Source organism: Thalassobaculum litoreum DSM 18839 (assembly GCF_900102465.1).
Lineage (GTDB): Bacteria > Pseudomonadota > Alphaproteobacteria > Thalassobaculales > Thalassobaculaceae > Thalassobaculum > Thalassobaculum litoreum.
In genome coordinates, this window is the sequence record NZ_FNBW01000001.1 from 323,726 (window position 1) to 336,688 (window position 12,963).

The 12,963-nt window shown below is 67.8% G+C and carries 14 protein-coding genes; 10 read left to right on the plus strand and 4 right to left on the minus strand.

Going from position 1 to position 12,963, the window contains the following annotated elements; all coding sequences use genetic code 11:
• The first annotated feature begins 210 nt into the window (after positions 1-210).
• The 3 genes from eno to BLS34_RS01500 all read left to right on the plus strand — a co-directional run bounded on the left by eno (position 211) and on the right by BLS34_RS01500 (position 2,560).
• Positions 211-1,497: a phosphopyruvate hydratase gene (eno, locus tag BLS34_RS01490; RefSeq protein WP_028794856.1), complete on the plus strand. Its 1,287-nt coding sequence runs from the start codon at positions 211-213 to the stop codon at positions 1,495-1,497.
• A 33-nt stretch (positions 1,498-1,530) separates the two neighbouring features.
• Entirely contained in the window at positions 1,531-2,085 is a 555-nt protein-coding gene (locus BLS34_RS01495; RefSeq protein WP_028794855.1) for a hypothetical protein, read from the plus strand.
• A gap of 121 nt (positions 2,086-2,206) precedes the next feature.
• Positions 2,207-2,560 carry an FtsB family cell division protein gene (locus BLS34_RS01500; RefSeq protein WP_245701884.1) on the plus strand — a complete coding sequence of 118 codons (354 nt, stop codon included), beginning with the start codon at positions 2,207-2,209 and terminating at the stop codon, positions 2,558-2,560.
• 124 nt (positions 2,561-2,684) lie between these two features.
• Here BLS34_RS01500 and BLS34_RS26345 read toward each other — a convergent pair whose 3' ends face one another.
• A complete protein-coding gene (locus BLS34_RS26345; protein ID WP_211228908.1) occupies positions 2,685-2,843 on the minus strand; it encodes a hypothetical protein in 159 nt (52 codons plus the stop codon).
• On the opposite strand from BLS34_RS26345, the gene pdhA reads away from it, so the two are divergent.
• From pdhA to BLS34_RS01530, 6 genes are all read left to right on the plus strand, one after another.
• The gene (gene pdhA / locus BLS34_RS01505; RefSeq protein ID WP_245701885.1) at positions 2,833-3,798 is read left to right on the plus strand and encodes a pyruvate dehydrogenase (acetyl-transferring) E1 component subunit alpha; all 966 of its coding nucleotides are present in this window, start codon (positions 2,833-2,835) and stop codon (positions 3,796-3,798) included. The two genes, BLS34_RS26345 and pdhA, sit on opposite strands and share 11 nt — an antisense overlap.
• A 90-nt stretch (positions 3,799-3,888) precedes the next feature.
• A complete protein-coding gene (locus BLS34_RS01510) occupies positions 3,889-5,337 on the plus strand; it encodes a pyruvate dehydrogenase complex E1 component subunit beta (protein WP_093147614.1) in 1,449 nt (482 codons plus the stop codon).
• Between the two features lie 13 nt (positions 5,338-5,350).
• A complete protein-coding gene (locus tag BLS34_RS01515; protein ID WP_093147616.1) occupies positions 5,351-6,673 on the plus strand; it encodes a pyruvate dehydrogenase complex dihydrolipoamide acetyltransferase in 1,323 nt (440 codons plus the stop codon).
• Positions 6,674-6,686: 13 nt separating this feature from the next.
• Positions 6,687-8,099 carry a dihydrolipoyl dehydrogenase gene (gene lpdA / locus BLS34_RS01520; RefSeq protein ID WP_093147618.1) on the plus strand — a complete coding sequence of 471 codons (1,413 nt, stop codon included), beginning with the start codon at positions 6,687-6,689 and terminating at the stop codon, positions 8,097-8,099.
• 43 nt (positions 8,100-8,142) lie between these two features.
• Positions 8,143-9,195, plus strand: coding sequence for a lipoyl synthase (gene lipA / locus BLS34_RS01525; RefSeq protein WP_093147620.1), 1,053 nt, complete (start codon positions 8,143-8,145; stop codon positions 9,193-9,195).
• A 19-nt stretch (positions 9,196-9,214) separates the two neighbouring features.
• Complete coding sequence (locus BLS34_RS01530) at positions 9,215-9,649, plus strand: type II toxin-antitoxin system RatA family toxin (RefSeq protein WP_093147622.1); 435 nt, start codon at positions 9,215-9,217, stop codon at positions 9,647-9,649.
• Between the two features lie 196 nt (positions 9,650-9,845).
• Here the strand turns inward: BLS34_RS01530 and BLS34_RS01535 are convergent, their stop codons facing one another.
• Genes BLS34_RS01535 through BLS34_RS01545 form a run of 3 tightly spaced genes read right to left on the minus strand, consistent with a single transcriptional unit; the run spans position 9,846 to position 12,057 of the window.
• Positions 9,846-10,331 carry a CinA family protein gene (locus BLS34_RS01535; protein ID WP_093148116.1) on the minus strand — a complete coding sequence of 162 codons (486 nt, stop codon included), beginning with the start codon at positions 10,329-10,331 and terminating at the stop codon, positions 9,846-9,848.
• A gap of 20 nt (positions 10,332-10,351) precedes the next feature.
• Complete coding sequence (locus tag BLS34_RS01540) at positions 10,352-10,849, minus strand: phosphatidylglycerophosphatase A family protein (protein WP_093147625.1); 498 nt, start codon at positions 10,847-10,849, stop codon at positions 10,352-10,354.
• Positions 10,846-12,057: a bifunctional 2-C-methyl-D-erythritol 4-phosphate cytidylyltransferase/2-C-methyl-D-erythritol 2,4-cyclodiphosphate synthase gene (locus tag BLS34_RS01545; protein WP_093147627.1), complete on the minus strand. Its 1,212-nt coding sequence runs from the start codon at positions 12,055-12,057 to the stop codon at positions 10,846-10,848. The genes BLS34_RS01540 and BLS34_RS01545 overlap by 4 nt, the downstream gene beginning before the upstream one ends.
• A gap of 87 nt (positions 12,058-12,144) precedes the next feature.
• On the opposite strand from BLS34_RS01545, the gene ccsA reads away from it, so the two are divergent.
• Entirely contained in the window at positions 12,145-12,951 is an 807-nt protein-coding gene (gene ccsA, locus BLS34_RS01550) for a cytochrome c biogenesis protein CcsA (RefSeq protein ID WP_093147630.1), read from the plus strand.
• The last annotated feature ends 12 nt before the right edge of the window (positions 12,952-12,963 follow it).

Here is a 12,963-nt window from a genome sequence, read left to right on the forward strand (position 1 = left end):
TCGCTTCCCGATCTGTCAGTCGGGCAACACTGCTAATCTAGTCCTTCTGCGGGTGAATTACAAACCCGCCGCGCAACCTGGAACCGGCCGATCGGTCACGTCCCGTTGAACTTGGCGTGTTGAATGCAGCCGGGAGCAAGGCTATTGAGTGCGCGCCCACTGGACGCACCGACCGCATCCACCGCCACCCTTCCTGTGTAGAGGACAGACATGAGCGCCATCATCGACATCACCGCCCGCGAAGTCCTGGACAGCCGAGGCAATCCGACCGTCGAGGTTGATGTGGCGCTGGAGACGGGCGCCATCGGCCGCGCCGCCGTCCCGTCGGGTGCCTCGACCGGCGCCTACGAGGCGGTGGAGAAGCGCGACGGCGATCCCAAGCGCTATGGCGGCAAGGGCGTGCTCGCCGCCGTCGACGCGGTGAACGGCGAGATCTTCGACACCCTGTCCGGCCGCGAGGCCTCCGAGCAGCTTCTGATCGACCGGGCGCTGATCGAGCTGGACGGCACCGAGAACAAGGGCCGGCTGGGCGCCAACGCCCTGCTGGGCGTGTCCATGGCCGTCGCCAAGGCTTCGGCGTCGGAGATGGAGCAGCCGCTGTGGCGCTATCTGGGCGGCGCCTATGCCCATGTGCTGCCGACACCGATGATGAACATCATCAACGGCGGCGCCCATGCGGACAACCCGATCGACTTCCAGGAATTCATGATCATGCCGGTGGCGGCGCCGACCTTCGCCGAGGCGCTGCGCTGCGGGGCCGAGGTGTTCCAGGCGCTGAAGAAGCGGCTGGCGGCCGACGGCCATAACACCAATGTGGGCGACGAAGGCGGCTTCGCGCCGAGCTTCAAGGGCGCCGACGAGGCGCTGGGTGCGATCATGAAGTCGATCGAGGCGGCCGGCTACACCCCGGGCGAGGACGTCATGATCGCCCTCGACCCGGCCTCCACCGAGTTCTTCAAGGACGGCAAGTACGAGCTGGCGGGCGAGGGCAAGACGCTCGACACCGACGGCATGATCAAGCTCTACGCCGATCTGTGCGCGCGCTACCCGATCGTGTCGATCGAGGACGCCCTGGCCGAGGACGACTGGGACGGTTTCAAGGCGCTGACCGCCGAGATCGGCAAGACGGTGCAGATCGTCGGCGACGACCTGTACGTCACCAACCCGAAGCGCCTGAAGCGCGGCATCGCCGAGGCGAGCGGCAACGCCATCCTGGTCAAGGTCAACCAGATCGGCACCCTGTCGGAGACCCTGGAGACCATCACCACCGCCCAGGGCGCGCGCTTCGGCACGGTGATCTCGCACCGTTCGGGCGAGACCGAGGACACCACCATCGCCGATATCGCGGTGGCCACCAATGCCGGCCAGATCAAGACCGGCTCGCTGTCCCGTTCCGACCGGATCGCCAAGTACAACCAGCTCCTGCGCATCGAACAGGCGCTCGGCCCGGCAGCCCGCTACGCCGGCCGCCAGTCGCTCGCACCGCTGGCCGGCTGAGCGCCGGTCGGGACCGGCCGCAAGGACCGCGCCGTGGCCGAGAAGCCGCGCACCCATCCGTCCCGGCTGGGCGACAGCGCCACGCTGACGCTGCCGGGATGGCGCCGCGGGGTGTTCCCGCTCGCCTGCGCCGTGGTGGTCGCCTCGGGATTCGGGCTGATGTCCGGCGAGGAGCCGCGGCTGGAGACCGGGGCGGCGATGGTGGGGATCGGCATCGTCGCCGGCGCTCTGTTCCTGTTGGCGACGAACGTGCTGAACCGGCTGCAGGTGCATCTGGACCGCGACGGACTGACCGTCGCCAAGCTGTGGACCGTGCGCCGGTATGGCTGGGACGAGGTCTCGGAGTTCTCGGTCTCCGGCCGGGGCACCGCCCGCGGGGCGAAGCTGGCCTATGTGGTGTTCGACGCCGACCGAGGCACCGGGATTGGCCGCGCGATGAACCGCTTCCTGACCGGCAAGACCCAGATCCTGCCGGTCGGTCTGGTCTTCGAGGACGGCTCCGGCGACGCCATCATCATCGCCGATGTGCTGAACGCCTGGCGCGAACGGGCACGCAAGCACGCCCAGCGGCGCGCCCCGAAAGTCTGAGTCATTTCTGCAACAGTGGCGCGGATTCGCCCTTGGCCGGGCGTCGATTCGCGTTCTGTTCACGGTGACCGTTAATCCCCTTCATGATTCAATGCGTCGTATTCGCAGATTGGAGGGTTCGGTGTCCCTGTCCGCTGAACTGAAGCGCCGCGTTCCCAAGGTTCTCGGCCCTCTCATGGCCTCGCTGCTGATGGCGTATTTCGCCTATCACGCGGTCGAGGGCGATCGTGGTCTGCGGGCCTGGCAGCGGCTCGATATCGAGATCGCCGAGGCCAGCGACGTGCTTGCGGAGGTCGCCTCCGAACGCGAGGCGCTGGAGAACAAGGTCGCGCGCCTGAATCCGAACAACCTGGACACCGACATGCTCGAGGAGCGCGCCCGCCTGGTGCTCGGCTATGTTCCGTCCAACTCGGTGGTGATCGGCAACGGCCTCGTCCCGAAGGACGGTCTGGTGCTCCAAGCGGCCGTTCGCTGAGCGATTTCGACGGCTTAACCAAAATCAAGTTAAGTTACGTTTTTGCGTTGCAACACAAGATGTTAGGCATCTTGAAAATGTAACGCCTTTCCCTTAGTTGTGTGGATACCGAGTTGGCGTGGATTCAACGCGCCCCGGCCACGAACAGGGGGAGACCCATGGCCCGTGCAGCCACGACGAAATCGGCCTCGAATTCCTCGGGTGCCGCGAAGAAGCCCGCCGCCGCCAAACGCACGTCCCGAACCACCAAATCCGCGTCCGCGAAACCGGCCATGCCGTCCAAGGACGAGCTCGTCGGCTTCTACCGCGACATGCTGGTGATCCGGCGCTTCGAGGAGAAGGCGGGCCAGCTTTACGGCATGGGCCTGATCGGCGGCTTCTGTCACCTCTATATCGGCCAGGAGGCGGTGGTCGTCGGCATGCAGGCGGCGATCGAGGACGGCGACACGGTCGTCACCTCCTATCGCGACCACGGCCACATGCTCGCCTGCGGCATGGAAGCCCGCGGCGTGATGGCGGAGCTGACCGGGCGCATCGGCGGCTACTCCAAGGGCAAGGGCGGCTCGATGCACATGTTCAGCCGTGAGAAGAACTTCTTCGGCGGCCACGGCATCGTCGGCGCCCAGGTGCCGATCGGCACCGGCCTCGGCTTCAATCACCGCTACCGCAAGACCGACCGGGTCTCGCTCACCTATCTCGGCGACGGGGCGGTGAATCAGGGTCAGGTCTACGAGAGCTTCAACATGGCGGCGCTGTGGAAGCTTCCGGTGATCTTCATCATCGAGAACAACAAATACGCCATGGGCACCTCGCAGCAGCGCTCGGCGGCGGGTCCGTCCCTGGCGCAGCGCGGACACGCCTACGGCATTCCCGGCGAAGAGGTCGACGGGATGGACGTCCTGGCGGTCAAGGCCGCCGGCGAGAAGGCGGTCAAGCACTGCCGCGAGGGCAAGGGCCCGTACATCCTGGAAATGAAGACCTACCGCTATCGCGGCCACTCCATGTCCGATCCGGCCAAGTACCGGTCAAAGGAGGAGGTCAACAAGATGCGCCAGGAGCACGACCCGATCGACACCCTGCGCCGTCTGGTGCTGGAGCAGGGCGTGGACGAGGACACGCTGAAGAAGGTCGACCGCGAGGTGAAGGACCTGATCACCGACGCCGCCGACTTCTCGCAGCAGAGCCCGGAGCCGGACGTCGAGGAACTTTGGACCGACGTGCTGATCGAGGCGCGCTGAGCGCGCCCGCCAAGGTCGCGAGCGAAACAGAACGCGCGGTCCGGCCCCGAGGGGCGACATGACCGCTGCACCCGAGAGGGGGGACACCGAATGCCTACTCCCATTCTGATGCCGGCCCTGTCGCCGACCATGACCGAGGGCAACCTCGCGAAATGGATGGTGAAGGAAGGGGACACGGTCTCCGCCGGCGACGTCATCGCCGAGATCGAGACCGACAAGGCGACCATGGAGGTGGAAGCCGTCGACGAGGGCACCGTCGGCAAGATCGTCGTCTCCGAGGGCAGCGAGGGCGTTCAGGTGAACGCGGTGATCGCCTATCTGCTGGAAGAGGGCGAGAGCGCCGACGACATCCCCGCCGATGGCGGCGACGCCCCGGCGCCGAAGGCCGAGACCAAGTCCGACGACGGCGATGAGAGGGACGAGGCATCGTCGGAGCTGGCGGATGCGCCGAAGCGTCCGGCCGCGGTCTCCGCGCCCGCGGGCGATCCCGGCTCGCCGCTGGCGACCGCGACCCAGCTCCCCGACGACATCGACGAGGCCAAGTTCTTCAAGGACACCACGCGCCAGACCGTGCGCGAGGCCCTGCGCGACGCCATGGCCGAGGAGATGCGCAAGGACGAGGAAGTCTTCCTCATGGGCGAGGAGGTCGCCGAGTACCAAGGCGCCTATAAGGTCACCCAGGGGCTGCTGGACGAGTTCGGCGCCGACCGGGTCATCGACACCCCGATCACCGAGCACGGTTTCGCCGGCCTCGCCGTCGGCGCCGCCTTCGGCAACCTGAAGCCGATCGTCGAGTTCATGACCTTCAACTTCGCCATGCAGGCGATCGACCAGATCATCAACTCCGCCGCCAAGACGCTGTACATGTCCGGCGGCCAGATGGGCTGTCCGTTGGTGTTCCGCGGCCCGAACGGCGCCGCCTCCCGCGTCGCCGCCCAGCACTCCCAGTGCTATGCGAGCTGGTACGCCCACTGCCCGGGCCTCAAGGTCGTCTCGCCCTGGTCGGCGGCCGATGCCAAGGGCCTGCTGAAGGCGGCGATCCGCGATCCGAACCCGGTCATCTTCCTGGAGAACGAGGTTCTGTACGGCCAGTCCTTCGACGTGCCGACGGATCCGGACTTCGTGCTGCCGATCGGCAAGGCCAAGGTCGTGCGGTCGGGCAAGGACGTGACCATCACCGCCTTCTCGATCATGGTCGGCAAGGCGCTCGAGGCTGCCGAGAAGCTGGCGGAGGAGGGGATCGAGGCCGAGGTCATCGATCTGCGCACCATCCGCCCGCTCGACATCCAGACCATCGTCACCTCGGTGCAGAAGACCAACCGTCTGGTCACCACCGAAGAGGGCTGGGCCTTCTCCGGCATCGGCTCGGAGATCGCCTCCCAGGTGATGGAGGTCGCCTTCGACCATCTGGACGCCCCGGTCGGCCGGGTCGCCGGCGCCGACGTGCCGATGCCGTATGCCGCCAATCTCGAGAAGCTGGCCGTGCCGCAGGTGGAGAATATCGTCGCCGCGGCCAAAGCCGCCTGCTACCGCGCCTGAGGGGGACCGAGCGATGCCTACTCCCATTCTGATGCCGGCCCTGTCGCCGACCATGACCGAGGGCAACCTCGCCAAGTGGATGGTCAAGGAGGGCGACACCGTCTCTCCGGGCGACGTGATCGCCGAGATCGAGACCGACAAGGCGACCATGGAAGTGGAAGCCGTCGACGAGGGCACGATCGGCAAGATCGTGGTTTCCGACGGCACCGAGGGCGTGGCCGTGAACGCGGTGATCGCCTATCTGCTCGAAGAGGGCGAGAGCGCCGACGACATCCCCGCCGATGGCGGCGAGGCTGCGCCCGCCCCGAAGAAGGAAGAGGCTCCCAAGGAGGAGCCGAAGCGGGAGGCCAAGCCCGAGCCGAAGCCGGCTCAGCAGGAGAAGCCCGCGCCGGCCCCGGCCAAGAGCGGCGGCAGCAGCGGGCGCGTCTTCGCCAGCCCGCTGGCCAAGCGCATGGCCGAGCAGGCCGGTCTCGATCTGAACGACGTCGACGGTTCCGGCCCGAACGGCCGCATCGTGAAGGCGGATATCGAGAAGGCGATGGAAGGCGGCGCGCCGAAGAAGGCCGCTGCACAGTCTGCCGCTCCCGCCCAGGCTCCGGCTGCTGCAGCCGCCGCACCGGCCCAGGCGCCGTCGCCGGACGTGCCGGGCCTGCCGAGCTACAAGGAAATTCCGAACACCAACATGCGCAAGGTCATCGCCAAGCGCCTGACGGAATCCAAGCAGTTCGCCCCGCATTTCTACCTGACCGTCGATTGCGAGATCGACGATCTGCTGAAGGTTCGCAAGGACCTGAACGCCAAGTCCGACAAATACAAGCTGTCGGTCAACGATCTGGTGATCCGCGCCTCGGCCATCGCGCTGAAGCAGGTTCCGGCGGCCAACGCCACCTGGACCGAGAAGGCGATCCGGATCTACGACCAGGTCGACATCTCCGTCGCCGTGGCGATCGAGGGCGGTCTGATCACCCCGGTGATCCGCGATGCCGGCTCCAAGGGCCTGATCGAGATCTCGGCTGCGATGAAGGATCTCGCCGGCCGGGCACGGGAAGGCAAGCTGTCGCCGGAAGACTACCAGGGCGGCACCTTCTCGATCTCCAACCTGGGCATGTTCGGCATCAAGGACTTCGCCGCCGTCATCAACCCGCCCCAGGGCGCGATCCTGGCGGTCGGTGCCGGCGAACAGCGTCCGGTGGTCAAGGACGGCGCGCTGGCCGTCGCCACGGTGATGAGCTGCACCCTGTCGGTCGATCACCGGGTGGTGGACGGTGCTGTCGGGGCCGAGTTCCTGGCGGCCTTCAAGAAGCTGATCGAAGATCCGCTCACCATGTTGCTGTAAGGGGAGGCGCGTTATGGCCGATACCCAATTCGACGTCATCGTGGTCGGCGGCGGGCCGGGCGGCTACGTCGCCGCGATCCGCGCCGCCCAGCTCGGCATGAAGGCGGCGGTGGTCGAGCGCGAGCATCTCGGCGGCATCTGCCTGAACTGGGGCTGTATCCCGACCAAGGCGCTGCTGCGCTCCTCGGAGGTCGGGCACATCCTGCACAACCTCGACGCCTATGGCTTTTCCGCCAAGGACATATCGTTCGATCTTAAGAAGGTGGTTAAGCGGTCGCGCGATGTCGCGAAGCAGCTTTCCTCGGGCGTCGGCCACCTGCTGAAGAAGAACAAGGTCACCGTCATCGACGGCCAGGGCAAGCTCGCCGGCACCGACGGCAAGCTGCGCAAGCTGGAGGTGACCAAGGACGGCAAGTCGGCCGGCACCTACACCGCCAAGCACGTCATTCTGGCCACCGGTGCCCGTGCGCGCACGCTCCCGGGCATGGAGCCGAACGGCAAGACCATCGTGACCTACAAGGAAGCGATGGTGCCCGAGACCATGCCGAAGAAGCTGCTGGTCATCGGCTCCGGCGCCATCGGCATGGAGTTCGCCAGCTTCCATCACGACATGGGCGCGGAAGTGACCGTGGTCGAGGTCGTGGACCGCATCCTGCCGGCCGAGGACGCGGAGATCTCCGCCTTTGCCCTGAAGCAGTTCACCAAGCAGGGCATGAAGATCCACACGGGTGCGAAGGTCCACAAGCTGGAGGCCACCGCCAAGGGGGCCAAGGCCGAGATCGAGGTGAAGGGCAAGAAGGAGACCCTGGAGGTCGACCGGGTCATTCTCGCCGTCGGCATCGTCGGCAATGTGGAGGATATCGGCCTAGACGGCACCAAGGTGAAGGTCGAGAAGACCCACGTGGTGACCAACGAATGGATGGAGACCGGCGAGCCGGGCGTCTACGCCATCGGCGACCTGACCGGCCCGCCCTGGCTCGCCCACAAGGCCAGCCACGAAGGCGTGCTCTGCGTGGAGAAGATCGCCGGGGTGAAGGGCCTGCATCCGCTGAACACCAACCTGGTGCCTGGCTGCACCTACTGCCGCCCGCAGATCGCCAGCGTCGGCATGACCGAGGCGCAGGCCAAGGAAAAGGGCCACGAGCTGAAGGTCGGCAAGTTCCCGTTCATCGGCAACGGCAAGGCGATCGCGCTCGGCGAGCCCGAGGGCATGGTGAAGACCATCTTCGACGCCAAGACCGGCGAATTCCTGGGCGCCCACATGATCGGCGCCGAGGTGACCGAGCTGATCCAGGGCTATGGCGTGGCCATGACCCTGGAGACCACGGAGGCGGAGCTGATGCACACCATCTTCCCGCACCCGACCCTCAGCGAGATGATGCACGAATCCGTCCTTGACGCCTACGGCCGGGCCATCCACTTCTGAGGTTCGCAATTCCGCACGGATCGAGCCTGCAAAGGACCGAGCAATGACAGAGGCGACCACATCTGCCGACAAGGCGCGGGTCCGCCATCCCGAGAAGGCGCATAAGCCGGACAATCCGGTGCAGAAGCGCAAGCCGGCCTGGATCCGGGTGAAGGCGCCGACCTCGGCGACCTATCAGGAGACGCGCAAGATCATGCGCGACCACAACCTCCACACCGTGTGCGAGGAAGCGGCCTGCCCGAATATCGGCGAATGCTGGTCGAAGAAGCACGCCACGATGATGATCCTGGGCTCGGTCTGCACCCGGGCCTGCGCCTTCTGCAACATCGCGACCGGCCGGCCGGACCAGCTCGATCCGCACGAGCCGGAGAACGTGGCGAAGTCGGTCGCCAAGCTCGGGCTGAACCATGTGGTCATCACCTCGGTGGACCGCGACGACCTGCCCGACGGCGGGGCGGGACATTTCGCCGAGACCATCCTGCAGATCCGCAAGCACTCGCCCGGCACGACGGTCGAGGTGCTGACCCCCGATTTCCGGCGCAAGCAGGATGCGCTGGCCATTGTCGTGGGTGCGAAGCCGGACGTGTTCAACCACAACCTGGAGACCGTGCCGCGGCTCTACGGCACAGTGCGGCCGGGCGCGCGCTATTTCGGCTCGCTACACCTGCTGCACCAGGTAAAGGAGATGGACCCGTCGATCTTCACCAAGTCCGGCATCATGGTCGGCCTGGGCGAGGGGCCGGAGGAGGTTCATCAGGTGATGGACGACCTGCGTTCGGCCGAGGTCGATTTCATGACCATCGGCCAGTACCTGCAGCCGACGCCGAAGCACCATCCGGTCCACCGGTTCGTGGAGCCGGCGGAGTTCGACACCTACAAGAGCCGGGCCTTCAACAAGGGCTTCCTCATGGTCTCGTCCTCGCCGCTGACCCGCTCGTCGTATTTCGCCGGCGACGACTTCGCCCGGCTCCGCGCCGCCCGCGACGCGCGGCTGGCGGGCAAGCCGGTGCGCGAGGCCGACGCGGTTCTCGCTCCCGGTACTGCGCCGAACTCTGCACCGATCGAGCCGGCGGCCGCCGCGCCCGCCGCCGACTAACCGACCCGATCGCCGCTGAATGCCGACACACGCCGAAAAGCGCATCGTTCCGTATTCCCCGGACCAGATGTACGCGCTCGTCGCCGACGTGGAGACCTACCCGGAGTTTCTGCCGTGGTGCGTCGGCGCGCGGATCAAGAAGCGCGAGGGCAGCGTGTTCTTCGCCGACCTGATGATCGGCTACAAACTGATCCGCGAGCGTTTCACCTCCCGGGTCGAGCTGCACCCCGAGGAGCACCGGCTCGACGTGACCTATACGGACGGTCCGTTCCGCTACCTGAACAACCACTGGGTCTTCGTCCCGCAGGAGCAGGGCGGCTGCATGATCGATTTCTACGTGGATTTCGAGTTCAAGAACATGGTGCTGCAGCGGGTGATGGGCCTGTTCTTCAACGAGGCCGTCCGCCGCATGGTCCAGGCCTTCGAGGATCGGGCGAAGACGCTGTACGGGTAAGGGACGCGGGACAAGCCCCGAGCGCCCGGGTTGGGTCCCGGCCCGCCCCCGGATCAAGTCCGGGATGCGTCCGGGATGACGGGGTGAGTGTATTTAATCTTATGATTTCATTTATATTTTATCGTCATCCCGGCGAGCTCCGGGCCTGACCCGGAGGTCGGCCGGGACCCAGCCGACTCCGTTGCCGCGTGTCCGCCTACAACCGTCCCAGCAGCATCTCAAGCGCTGTGCGGACCGTCGCTTCGCGCACGGCGGAACGGTCGCCGGGGAACACTTCCCGGCGGTGCAGCGTCTCGCCCCCGTCCAGCGCGCAGCCGAAATGCACCAGACCGACCGGCTTCTCCGCCGAGCCGCCGCCCGGCCCGGCCACACCGGTGACCGCCACGGTCAGCCCCGCCCGGGACCTTGCCAGAGCCCCCTCGGCCATGGCGCGGGCCACTTCCTCCGACACCGCGCCCACAGCTTCGATCGTGTCGGCCGCCACCCCCAGCATCTCGGTCTTGGCCTCGTTGGAATAGGTCACGAACCCGCGCTCCACCACCGCCGAGGACCCGGCGATCTCGGTCAGGCATCCGGCGATCAGGCCGCCGGTGCAGGATTCGGCGGTGGCGATCATCACGCCGCGCGCCTTGGCCCGGTCCAGAACGTCGGTCGCAAGCGCGAGAAGCGGGGCGGGGAGCATCAGAACCTCCGAGGCAAAGATCAAGGTGTCGTCCACAGCCAGGCGGCGGCGATCCAGACCACCAGGGCGGCATAGGCGCCGGCCACCAGGTCATCCAGCATCACGCCGAACGGGCTGCGCATGTCGCGGTCGATCCGGTTCGCCGGGAACGGCTTGGTGATGTCGGCCGCGCGGAAGGCGACGAAGGCGACGACCCACCACAGCGGATGCAGCGGGCACAGGGCCAGGGCCAGCCACTGCCCGGCGACCTCGTCGATCACCACGGAACCCGGATCGTGCGTGCCGGTGCGCGCCATGTAGACGCCCGTGGCCCAGGTGCCGACCCCGGTCGCCAGCACCGCCGCCACCAGCAGCGCCGGGGTGCCGCCGGCCTGGGCGATCGGCCAGGCCAGCACGGCCGCCAGCAGCGAGCCCCAGGTGCCCGGCGCCTTCGGCAGGTAGCCGGTGCCGAGCCCGGTGGCGATCAGCACCGCCGGGGAGGCGAGGGACGGGCGCGCCGGGGCGGGGCGGTCGCTCACAGGTCCTCCTGGTCGGTAAGGTCGGGCACGGTAAGATCAGGCGCGGGCAGGGCGATGGTCGCGGCGGCCTGGGCGGCGATGCCCTCGCCGCGGCCAGGAAAGCCAAGCCGCTCGGTCGTGGTCGCCTTCACGGACACCCGGGCCACCGGCACGCCGCAGATCTCGGCAATGCGGGCGCGCATGGCCTCGCGGTGCGGGCCGACCTTGGGCCGCTCGCAGATCACGGTGAGGTCCAGGTGGCGGATAGCGCCGCCGGCCTTTCGCACCCGCCGACAGGCATCGGCCAGGAACATATGGGAGGCCGCCCCCTTCCATTGCGGGTCGCTGGGCGGGAAATGGGCGCCGATATCGCCGTCGCCGAGCGCGCCGAGCAGGGCGTCGGTGATCGCGTGCAGGCCGACATCGGCATCGGAATGGCCGAGCAGGGCCTGGTCGTGCGGAATGACGATGCCGCCGAGCGCCACGCCGTCGACCCCGCCGGGCGTCTTGGCGCCCAGCCGGTGCACGTCGAAACCGGTGCCGACCCTCGTCTCCAGGGCGCCGGCCAGCAGCCGGTCGGCGAGCGCGAAGTCCTGCGCCGTGGTGATCTTCATCGCATCCTCCGATCCGGCCACCAGCGCCACCGCGTGTCCGGCCCATTCCATCAGGGCCGCGTCGTCGGTCATGGTCACACCCTCGGCCGCGGCCCGGCGATGGGCGTCGAGCACGGCGTCGAACCGCATGCCCTGGGGCGTCTGCGCCCGCCACAGACCGTCGCGGCTGACGGTGCCGGCGGCCAGCCCGCCCTCGCCGCGCTTCAGGGTGTCCGCCACCGCCAGCACGGGCAGGGCAGCGGGAGCCGCGTCCAGCGCGTCCAGCACCCGGTCGATCACGCCGGCCGGTACCAGCGGCCGGGCGGCGTCGTGGATCAGCACGATCTCCGGAGCTGCATCGGCCAGGCTCTCCAGCCCGTTCAGCACCGAGGCCTGGCGTTCCGCCCCGCCGATCACCGGCGCGCCGAGATCCAGACCCGCCACCGCCGCGTCGTACAGGGCGCGATGCTCCTCGGCGATCATCACCCGTACCGCGTCGATCCGGGGATGCCGGCTGAAGGCCAGCACGGCCCGGCGCAGAACGGGCAGGCCGCCGAGCGGCCGGTACTGTTTCGGCACGCCGCCGCCGGCGCGTTCGCCCTTACCGGCGGCGACGATCAGGGCAATGGTGGTCATGGGTGGACGATCCGGGAAGTCATTGCAGAAAATAGGGTCTATCGTGGCCGCTGGAGTGGGGGCGGATCTTAGTGTAGGCAACGGCCCATGTCTCTGCTGGGCAACTCATTGTTGGTCAATCTGTCGGCGGTGGTTTCCATCCTGCCGATGGCGCTGCTGGCGTCGCGGCCGCAGCCGGCCCGCGACCGGCGGTTCTGGATCGCGGTGGCGGTCGCCGCCCTCGGCGTGGTCGGCTGGACCCTGGTGCGGTTCGGCGACCATTGGGACGGCGGCCTGGGGGCGGCCCTGTGGGTGTCGGCAGCGGCGACGGTCGGCCTGTTCGCGGCGGTCTCCGCGCTGTCGCGGACCATGGCCCGGCTCGCCGGCCTGCTCGGCCCGTATCTGCTGATCATGGTCGCCCTGGCCAGCGTGCTCGACGCGCCGGCGGTCGGCGGCGTCGGCGGCATGCCCGAGGGCTGGGTGATCCTGCATATCGTGGTGTCGCTGGCGACCTATGCGCTGGCGACCCTGGCGGCGGTGGCCGGTCTCGGCGTGGTCCTCAAGGAGCGCGCGCTCAAGGCCAAGCGCTCCGGCGGCATGAGCGCCGGACTGCCGTCAGTCGCCGATGCCGAGGCGCTGGTGTTCCGTCTGCTGACCACCGCCGAGATCGTTCTGGGTGTCGGCATCCTGTCGGGAATCGCCCTGAACGTGACAGCGGGTCATGTCTGGCTGAGCGGCGACCACAAGTCCGTTCTGTCGCTCGGCGCCTTCGCCGTGGTAGGGGGAATCCTGTTCGCCCATGCCCGGCTGGGTCTGCGGGGCCGGCGCGCGGTACGCGGCGTTCTCGCGGTCTATCTGCTTCTCACCCTTGCCTATCCCGGTGTGAAAGCGGTGCACGCGCTGGTCGGGAACTGACGCGTTTCGGGG

Bases quoted from the DNA above. Each gene is read 5' to 3' on its own strand.
- BLS34_RS01545 (WP_093147627.1), bottom strand. From the start codon at position 12,057: ATGACCACCATTGCCCTGATCGTCGCCGCCGGTAAGGGCGAACGCGCC.
- BLS34_RS01515 (WP_093147616.1), top strand. From the start codon at position 5,351: ATGCCTACTCCCATTCTGATGCCGGCCCTGTCGCCGACCATGACCGAG.
- lpdA (WP_093147618.1), top strand. From the start codon at position 6,687: ATGGCCGATACCCAATTCGACGTCATCGTGGTCGGCGGCGGGCCGGGC.
- ccsA (WP_093147630.1), top strand. From the start codon at position 12,145: ATGTCTCTGCTGGGCAACTCATTGTTGGTCAATCTGTCGGCGGTGGTT.
- BLS34_RS01510 (WP_093147614.1), top strand. From the start codon at position 3,889: ATGCCTACTCCCATTCTGATGCCGGCCCTGTCGCCGACCATGACCGAG.
- eno (WP_028794856.1), top strand. From the start codon at position 211: ATGAGCGCCATCATCGACATCACCGCCCGCGAAGTCCTGGACAGCCGA.
- pdhA (WP_245701885.1), top strand. From the start codon at position 2,833: ATGCCGTCCAAGGACGAGCTCGTCGGCTTCTACCGCGACATGCTGGTG.
- lipA (WP_093147620.1), top strand. From the start codon at position 8,143: ATGACAGAGGCGACCACATCTGCCGACAAGGCGCGGGTCCGCCATCCC.
- BLS34_RS01535 (WP_093148116.1), bottom strand. From the start codon at position 10,331: ATGCTCCCCGCCCCGCTTCTCGCGCTTGCGACCGACGTTCTGGACCGG.
- BLS34_RS01530 (WP_093147622.1), top strand. From the start codon at position 9,215: ATGCCGACACACGCCGAAAAGCGCATCGTTCCGTATTCCCCGGACCAG.